Source organism: Streptodolium elevatio, from assembly GCF_053592165.1.
The window spans coordinates 18,916-27,238 of record NZ_JBSFVE010000007.1; the positions used below are offsets into that span (position 1 = coordinate 18,916).

At 72.9% G+C, this 8,323-nt stretch carries 5 protein-coding genes; 3 read left to right on the forward strand and 2 right to left on the reverse strand.

Going from position 1 to position 8,323, the window contains the following annotated elements; all coding sequences use genetic code 11:
- Position 1: 1 nt before the first annotated feature.
- The gene (locus tag ACWD12_RS15100; RefSeq protein ID WP_450099908.1) at positions 2–913 is read right to left on the reverse strand and encodes a CAP domain-containing protein; all 912 of its coding nucleotides are present in this window, start codon (positions 911–913) and stop codon (positions 2–4) included.
- Positions 914–1,511: 598 nt separating this feature from the next.
- Here ACWD12_RS15100 and ACWD12_RS15105 point away from each other — a divergent pair.
- Together ACWD12_RS15105 and smc are read left to right on the forward strand one after the other, a co-directional pair.
- A complete protein-coding gene (locus ACWD12_RS15105) occupies positions 1,512–1,706 on the forward strand; it encodes a hypothetical protein (protein ID WP_358361601.1) in 195 nt (64 codons plus the stop codon).
- Between the two features lie 269 nt (positions 1,707–1,975).
- The gene (gene smc, locus ACWD12_RS15110; protein ID WP_450099909.1) at positions 1,976–5,617 is read left to right on the forward strand and encodes a chromosome segregation protein SMC; all 3,642 of its coding nucleotides are present in this window, start codon (positions 1,976–1,978) and stop codon (positions 5,615–5,617) included.
- 181 nt (positions 5,618–5,798) lie between these two features.
- On the opposite strand, the gene ACWD12_RS15115 is transcribed toward smc, so the two are convergent.
- Positions 5,799–6,791 (reverse strand): LLM class flavin-dependent oxidoreductase, encoded by a 993-nt coding sequence (locus ACWD12_RS15115; RefSeq protein ID WP_358361597.1) that lies wholly within the window; start codon positions 6,789–6,791, stop codon positions 5,799–5,801.
- A 202-nt stretch (positions 6,792–6,993) separates the two neighbouring features.
- Between ACWD12_RS15115 and ftsY the strand changes: the two genes are divergently transcribed.
- Positions 6,994–8,187, forward strand: coding sequence for a signal recognition particle-docking protein FtsY (ftsY, locus tag ACWD12_RS15120; protein ID WP_450099910.1), 1,194 nt, complete (start codon positions 6,994–6,996; stop codon positions 8,185–8,187).
- The last annotated feature ends 136 nt before the right edge of the window (positions 8,188–8,323 follow it).

Genomic DNA, 8,323 nt, shown 5'->3' on the forward strand with positions numbered 1-8,323 from the left:
GTCAGCGCCCGAACTCCTGGGTCCACCAGGGCCCGCCGGAACCGGTGCGGACGCCCACGCCGAGCCTGCCGAAGCCGCAGTTGAGGATGTTCGCGCGGTGGCCCTCGCTGTTCATCCACGCCTCCATGACCGCCTTCGGGGTGGCCTGGCCGCGTGCGATGTTCTCGGCGGCCAGGTAGTCGATCCCCGCGGCCTTGGCGCGGTCCCAGGGCGACTTGCCGTCGGGGGTGTCGTGGGCGAAGTATCCGCGGTCGGCCATGTCGTCGCTGTGCGCGCGGGCGAGGCCGCGCAGCGCGGCGTCCGCCTGCGCAGGGCCGCAACCGGCCGCGGCGCGCTCGGCGTTGACGAGCGCCAGGACCTCGTCCTCGTACGCGGCGCCGGTGCCGGCGCCGCCGGGCGCGGTCGTCGTCGGTGACGGGGAAAGGCTCTTCGGGGTGGGGGAGGGCGCCGGAGCGGTGGGCTGCGGCGTCGCCGGACCCGTCGTGGCCGGCGCCGGTTCCGACGGCGTGCCGGGCGAAGGCGCAAGCAGGGACGGGGGCGTGGCCGCGGGCGGTGCGGCGGAACTCGGTTGCGGGCTCGTGCTGACGGCCGCGCCCGGGCCTCCGGCCGCCGCCTCTGGCGTGCTCGGCACTCCGGAAGGCGGCCGGTCGGGACCGCCGGACGAGGACGTGGCCGCGGTCGCGTCGGCCGGCGCCGTACGGTCCGCGCCGGACCGGCCGTCGTCGAGGAGGTCCAGCGAAAGCCGGGTGCCGCCGACCGCAAGGGCGATGCCGAGCAGGACGGCCGCGACACGCAGGGGGCCCAGCCGACGGCGGCGCCGGTGGCCGCGCCGCGCGCGGATCCGGGTCGTCGAGCGTCGGCTGTGCCGGGCCACGGCTTCCCCTTCGGTGTGCCGTACGTTCGTCCCCTCCACCGCGTCCGCATCCCGGCCGCGCGCGCCCTACACGCTGCACGCACACGTCGCACGCGCCGCGCGAAACGCCGCACGACACGCCGGGACCGGCGTCGGACCTCACCCGATCGGGTGAGCTTGCGCAGGCGACTCTAGAGCACCGCATGGTCCCCGTGAGGCCGGATACGGGTCGGGTTGCGCGCCCTGGTCCGATACCTGCCGCATCTGCCGGGAAGCCCGTGACGAACGGGATCCGGGATGATTTGCGAGGTGGGAGGGACGCACGGGATGCCGGGGGCCAAAGGGGTCGCCTGACCGGGCCTCGATCCAAGATCATCCACGGCTTCCGGGAAACCGCGGGGCGGGCCTCCCGGCTCTCCAATATGTTCTTGACTGCCAAGAGAATTGATGATCTCGTACAGCCAGACACGAGCCGTCCCGTCCGCGTGATCATGCCGCCGACCGGGTGACGGTTGAGTTATCGCGCCGTGATCATATTGACCTGATGGCCTTTTGGTGCGACGCTGGAAGCCCGCGCACCCTATCAGGAGCCACGTGGCCGGGTGCGAAATTTCGACCCGCAGATGCCGGTCGGTCACTCAGCGTGGAGGACCCTCTAATGGCGAAGGCGCTTCTCGGCTACGTCGGCGGCCCCGACCCCCGGCTGCTCTCCGAGATGCGACGGCTTCAGCAGCGCGTACGTGACCTGGAGACGGAGCTTGTCCGTGTCCAGGCCGAGAATGACGCGCTCTACGCCGCCGCGGACGATCGGTTCGACGTATCCCAGGTCGAGCCGGCGCTCTCCCGGGCGTGAGTTCGATCCGATAAACCAGGGACGCCTTCGGCGTCCCTTTGTCGTTCCCGGGAACCGCGCCCCGAGCCTCTGCTCCCGCTTTCCCCCGCTGCCCCCTGAGTGCCCTCGTGGCGCTGGTACGCGACCCTGGTGTGCCCATCCGGCGGGCCGTGACAGGCCGCCGTGATGACGTGATACCCCGGCATATCCCATGTCACACACCAACCGACACGCCGTCAGGTCACCGTTCTGCGACTTCCCCGCCGATGTGTCCCGGTACGCTGCGGCGGGTGCACCTCAAGAGCCTCACCCTCCGCGGATTCAAGTCCTTCGCATCCGCGACGACGCTGCGGTTCGAGCCGGGCATCACCTGCGTCGTCGGTCCCAACGGATCCGGCAAGTCGAACGTCGTCGACGCGCTGAGCTGGGTCATGGGCGAGCAGGGCGCCAAGTCGCTGCGCGGCGGCAAGATGGAGGACGTCATCTTCGCCGGCACCGCGGGCCGTCCGCCGCTGGGCCGTGCCGAGGTCAGCCTAACGATCGACAACACCGACGGCGCGCTGCCCATCGACTACACCGAAGTCACCATCACGCGGACGATGTTCCGCAACGGTGGCTCGGAGTACGCGATCAACGGCAACACCTGCCGCCTGCTGGATATCCAGGAGCTCCTGTCCGACTCCGGCATCGGCCGCGAAATGCACGTCATCGTCGGGCAGGGCCAGCTCGACTCGGTGCTGCAGGCCGACCCGATGGGCCGGCGCGCGTTCATCGAGGAGGCGGCCGGCGTCCTCAAGCACCGCAAGCGCAAGGAGAAGGCGCTCCGCAAGCTCGACGCGATGCAGGCGAACCTCACGCGCGTCTCCGACCTCACCAATGAACTGCGTCGCCAGCTCAAGCCCCTCGGCCGGCAGGCCCAGGTGGCGCGCCGCGCCGCGGCCATCCAGGCGGACCTGCGCGACGCGAGGCTGCGGCTGCTCGCCGACGACCTCGTGCTGCTGCGCCGGGATCTGGAGGAGGAGATCGCCGACGAGGCCGCGCTGCGCGAGCGGCGCACCGTCGTGGAGCGCGAACTCGGCGAGGTGCAGACCCGCGAGGCCGCGTTGGAGGCCGAGGTCAAGGCGCTCACCCCGCGCCTGGCCCGGGCCCAGGAGACCTGGTACGAACTGTCCTCGCTCGCCGAGCGCGTGCGCGGCACCGCGGGCCTGGCCCAGCAGCGCGTCCGGCACGCCACCTCGCAGCCCGCCGAGGAGCGCCGGGGCCGCGACCCGGAGGAGATGGAGCGCGAGGCCGAGCGCATCCGCGAGACCGAGGCGGAACTCAAGGAAGCCCTCGAAGAGGCGATGGTCCAGCTCGCCGAGACCACCGAGCGGCGCGGCGAGCTGGAACGCGCGGTCGCCGACGAGGAGAAGCGACTCCGGGACGCGGCCCGGGCGATCGCCGACCGGCGCGAGGGGCTCGCCCGGCTGAGCGGCCAGGTGAACGCGGCCCGCAGCCGGGTCGCCGGTGCCGACGCCGAGATCGGGCGCCTCACCGAATCCCTCACCGCCGCGCGTACCCGGGCCGAGGCCGCGCAGCGGGAGTTCGACCAGTTGCAGGAGCAGACCGGCGGCGCCGAGGAAGGCGACGACGGCGACGGAGCAGGCGGGCGCGGCGGCTCCGACATCGAGGCCCGCCTCACGGAGGCCCGGGAACTGCTCGCCGAGGCCGAGGAGTCGCTCACCGAAGCCCGCGACACGGAGAAGGAGTCCGAGCGCGAGCGCGCGGCCGTCACCGCCCGCAAGGAGGCCCTGGAACTGGGCCTGACGCGCAAGGACGGGGCAGGCGCGGTGCTCGCCGCGGGGGACCGGCTCTCCGGCGTGCTGGGCACGGTGGCCGCCCTGGTGACGGTCGAGCACGGCGCCGAGACGGCGGTCGCCGCCGCGCTCGGTGCCGCGTCCGACGCGATCGCGGTGGCCGATGTCGGGTCCGCCGTCGACGCGTTGCGGCTGCTGCGCAAGGACGACGCGGGCCGCGCCGGGATACTGGTCGGCGACTCCGCCGGGCCGGAGCCGGCGGGTGCGGCCGACTGGCCCGCCCTGCCGCCGTCCGCGGTCTACGCGGTACGCCTGCTCACCGCCCCGGACGACCTCACCGGCGCCGTGCACCGCCTGCTCGACAAGGTGGCGGTCGTCGAAGACCTCGCCGCGGCCGCGGACCTGTTGGCCTCGGTGCCGGGTGTACGCGCCGTCACGCGCGAAGGCGACCTGGTCGGACCGGACTTCGCGCACGGCGGCTCGGCGTCGGGCGCCAGCCTCCTCGAAGTCCAGGCGGCGGTCGACGAGGCCGCCGAGCGCCTGGCCGAGCTGACCGACCGCTGCGCCCGGGCCAGGGACGAACTCGTCCGGGCCACCGCGGCCCGCAAGGACGCCTCCGCCGCCGTCGAGCAACTGACCGCCGAGCGGCGCGAGATGGAGAAGGCGCGTTCCGCGGCGGCCAAGGAACTGGGCCGGCTGGGCGGCCAGGCGCGCGCCGCGGCGGGCGAGGCCGAGCGGCTGGCCGCGGCCGTCGCGAAGGCGGAGAGCGCCAAGGAGCAGGACACCCTCGCGTACGAGGAACTGTCGGCACGGCTCGAAGCCGCCGAGGAGATGCCGGACGAGGAGGAGCCGGACTCCTCCGCGCGCGACCGCCTGGCCGCCGACGCGACCGCGGCCCGGCAGGCCGAGATGGAGGCGCGCCTGTCGGTGCGCACCCACGAGGAGCAGGTGAAGGCGCTGTCGGGACGGGCGGATTCGCTCGACCGGGGGGCGCGCATGGAGCGTGAGGCGCGCTCACGGGCGGCCGAGCGGCGTGAGCGCATGGCCGTCGAGGCCCGGGTGGCGGGGGCGGTGCTCGCCGGTACGCAGTCGCTGCTCCGGTACGTCGAGGCGTCCCTCGCCCGCGCCGAGGCCGAACGCTCCGCCGCCGAGGCGGCCCGCGCCTCGCGCGAGCAGGAACTGGCGCGCGAGCGCACCCGGGTGCGTGAACTCGCCGGTGAGCTGGAGAAGTTGACCGACTCGGTGCACCGCGACGAGATGCTGCGCACCGAGAAGCGGCTGCGCATCGAGCAGTTGGAGGCCAAGGCCCTCGAAGAGCACGGCATGGACGCGGCCGGCCTGGTCGCCGAGTACGGCCCGGACCAGATGGTCCCGCCGACGCCGCCCGCCGAGGGGGAGGAGCGCGACCCGGACTCCAAGGAGGCGCACCCGCGTCCGTACGTCCGGGCGGAGCAGGAGAAGCGGCTCGCGGCGGCGGAGAAGGCGTACGTCCAGCTCGGCAAGATCAACCCGCTGGCGCTGGAGGAGTTCGCGGCGCTGGAGGAACGCCACAAGTTCCTGACCGAGCAGCTCGAGGACCTCAAGAACACCCGCCGCGACCTCTTGCTGGTGGTCAAGGAGGTCGACGAGCGCGTCGAGCAGGTGTTCACCTCGGCGTACCACGACACCGCACGCGAGTTCGAGGGGGTGTTCTCGCGGCTGTTCCCGGGCGGCGACGGCCGGCTGGTGCTCACCAACCCGGACGACATGCTGACCACCGGGATCGAGGTCGAGGCGCGTCCGCCCGGCAAGAAGGTCAAGCGGCTGTCGCTGCTGTCCGGCGGCGAGCGGTCGCTGACGGCGGTCGCGCTGCTGGTGGCGATCTTCAAGGCGCGGCCGAGCCCGTTCTACGTCATGGACGAGGTCGAGGCGGCCCTCGACGACACCAACCTCCAGCGGCTGATCCGCATCTTCGCCGAGCTGCGGGAGAGTTCGCAGCTGATCGTGATCACCCACCAGAAGCGCACCATGGAGGTCGCGGACGCGCTGTACGGCGTCTCCATGCGCGGCGACGGCGTCACGACGGTGATCAGCCAGCGGCTCGCGCGCGAGGACGAGAAGGTGACGATCGTGGGGTCGGAGACCGTCACGGGCTGATCGGGCGACGGCTGATCCGGCGCCGACCGATCCCGGGCGACGGCTGATCCGGGCGACGGCAGATCCGGAAGCCCGTGGTCGGACGACGCGGAAGGGCGGCTCCGGAGTCCGGAGCCGCCCTTCGTCGCGTTGCGGTCGTGCCCGTGCTCGGACCGCCCGGGCGGTCCCGGGGCGCCGAGGCCTACTCGGGCTTGTTGTGCGGCATCACCTTGTCGGCGAAGAGCTGGAGGCTGGCCCAGCCCGCGTCGATCGGGAGGCCGCCGCACAGCGGGTGCAGGATGATCGCGTCGGTCAGGCCCGCGCTCTTGGCGGTCGCGATCAGCTCGTCCGGCGTGACACAGGCGTAGATGCCCTCTTCGCGCAGCGCCTCGACGGAGTGTGCCGAGGACTCCATGACCGACTCGATGTCGGGGGTCTGCCACGCGGCGTAGGTCTCGGCCTCGTGCAGGAAGTACTTGCCGTACTCCGCCCACGCCTTGTCCGGGTCCTCGGTGCAGTAGACCATCTTGGTCGCGGCCGACGGCAGCATGGCGAAGCCGCCCTCGAAGCCTTCCTGCGCCGCGAGCTCGTAGTAGTACTGCTCCAGCTCGGGCAGCGGCGCGGCGGCGAAGAACGGCAGGCGGAAGCGGACCGCGCGGCGGACCGAGGCCTTGGCGGTGCCGCCGATCATCACCATGGGGTGCGGGTCGGTGAACGGGCGCGGCGTGACACGTACGGTCTGGCCGTTGTACTCGAAGGGCTCGCCGGTCCAGGCCTTGAGGAGGGTGTCGATGACCTCGTCCTGGATCTTGCCGCGGCGCTTCCAGTCCTTGCCGATTCCCGCGTACTCCTCGGGCCGGTAGCCCAGGCCCGCGACGATCGACAGGCGGCCGCCGCTGATGTTGTCGAGGACGGCGATGTCCTCGGCCAGGCGGATCGGGTCGTACAGCGGCGCGAGCAGCGCCGAGATGATCACGCCGATGCGGTCGGTGGCGCCGAGGACCGCACCCGCGGTGCTGAGCGGCGACGGGCTCCAGCCGTTCTCCGCGCCGTGGTGCTCCTCCAGCGTGACCATGTCGAAGCCGTTTTTGTCCGCGAACTTGGCCATTTCGATCGTGGCCTGGTAGCGCGACGCCACGTCGGCACGGTCCAGTCCGGGCGTCACCTGGTTGAACCGCAGATTCGTCACTGCCATGGGGGCTGCACACCTTCCGATCAACCCGTCGCCCCGGCGATTCCGGCTCGGGGGACCAGGGCGCATGCTTGGCCCCGGCAAGCTATCTGACACTCAGTCAGGATTCAACGGTTGACAGAACGTGATTCCTTCGGCCGTGCGGCGCGTCCGAACGGGCACGGATGAGGTTGGCGTCCCGACCGTCTGGGAGACTGGAGCTCCTATGGAGATTCTGATCCTTTCCGTCGTCATCGCGGTTGTGGTGCTCGGCGCCGCCGGCTGGTTCGTCGTCGGCTCGCGCCGCCGCGGCTCCGTCGCACCGCCCCCGCCCCGCACCCCCGTCGAGCCGAGCGTCGGCGAGGATGCGCAGCCCCTGCCCGAGCCTCCGCGCCGCGGCGTCGACACGCTCGACCTGCCGGAGACCGAGGCGCCGCCGGAGACGCCCGCCGTACCGGACGGCGTCGAGGCGCCGCCCGCCCTGGACGTCCCCGAGCCGACCGCGGGCCGCCTGGTCCGGCTCCGGGCCCGCCTCGCCCGCTCCCAGACCAGCCTCGGCAAGGGCCTGCTCGCACTGCTCGCGCGCGAGCACCTGGACGAGGACACCTGGGAGGAGATCGAGGACACCCTGCTGACCGCCGACGTGGGCGTCGCGCCGACGCAGGAACTGGTCGAGCGGCTGCGTACTCGGGTCAAGGTCCTCGGCACCCGCACCCCGGCGGAGCTGCGCACGCTGCTCCAGGAGGAACTGCTCGCCCTCCTCGGCACCGAGTACGACCGCTCGCTCAACACGGCCAAGCACGAGGACGGCCGTCCGGCGGTCGCGATGGTCGTGGGCGTGAACGGCACCGGCAAGACGACCACGACCGGCAAGCTGGCCCGCGTCCTGGTCGCCGACGGGCGCACCGTCGTGCTCGGCGCGGCCGACACCTTCCGCGCGGCGGCGGCCGACCAGCTCCAGACCTGGGGCGAACGCGTCGGCGCGCACACCGTCCGCGGCCCCGAGGGCGGCGACCCGGCGAGTGTCGCCTTCGACGCGGTCAAGGAGGGCATCGCCGAGGGCGTCGACACCGTGCTCATCGACACGGCCGGCCGCCTGCACACCAAGACCGGCCTCATGGACGAGCTGGGCAAGGTCAAGCGGGTCGTCGAGAAGCACGGCCCGGTCGACGAGGTCCTGCTCGTGCTCGACGCGACGACCGGTCAGAACGGCCTTGTGCAGGCCCGGGTGTTCGCCGAGGTCGTCAGCATCACCGGCATTGTGCTGACCAAGCTGGACGGCACCGCGAAGGGCGGCATCGTCGTCGCGGTGCAGCGCGAACTGGGCGTGCCCGTCAAGCTCGTCGGCCTCGGCGAGGGGCCGGACGACCTGGCGCCGTTCGAGCCCGCGGCCTTCGTGGACGCCCTCATCGGCGACTGACCCCGACCCGTCTCCGGCGGGCGTTCGAGGAACGACCGAGCGGCGCACGTACCGGACGTACCCCCCCCCCCCCGGGCGCGGCGGGGCCCGCGCCCCCCCCCCCCGGGGGCGGGGGCGCGGGGGCGGGGGGGGCGGC

What these genes read in the sequence shown, in the direction of transcription:
- ACWD12_RS15105 (WP_358361601.1), top strand. Translation starts at nt 1,512, where the DNA reads ATGGCGAAGGCGCTTCTCGGCTACGTCGGCGGCCCCGACCCCCGGCTG.
- ACWD12_RS15115 (WP_358361597.1), bottom strand. Translation starts at nt 6,791, where the DNA reads ATGGCAGTGACGAATCTGCGGTTCAACCAGGTGACGCCCGGACTGGAC.
- ftsY (WP_450099910.1), top strand. Translation starts at nt 6,994, where the DNA reads ATGGAGATTCTGATCCTTTCCGTCGTCATCGCGGTTGTGGTGCTCGGC.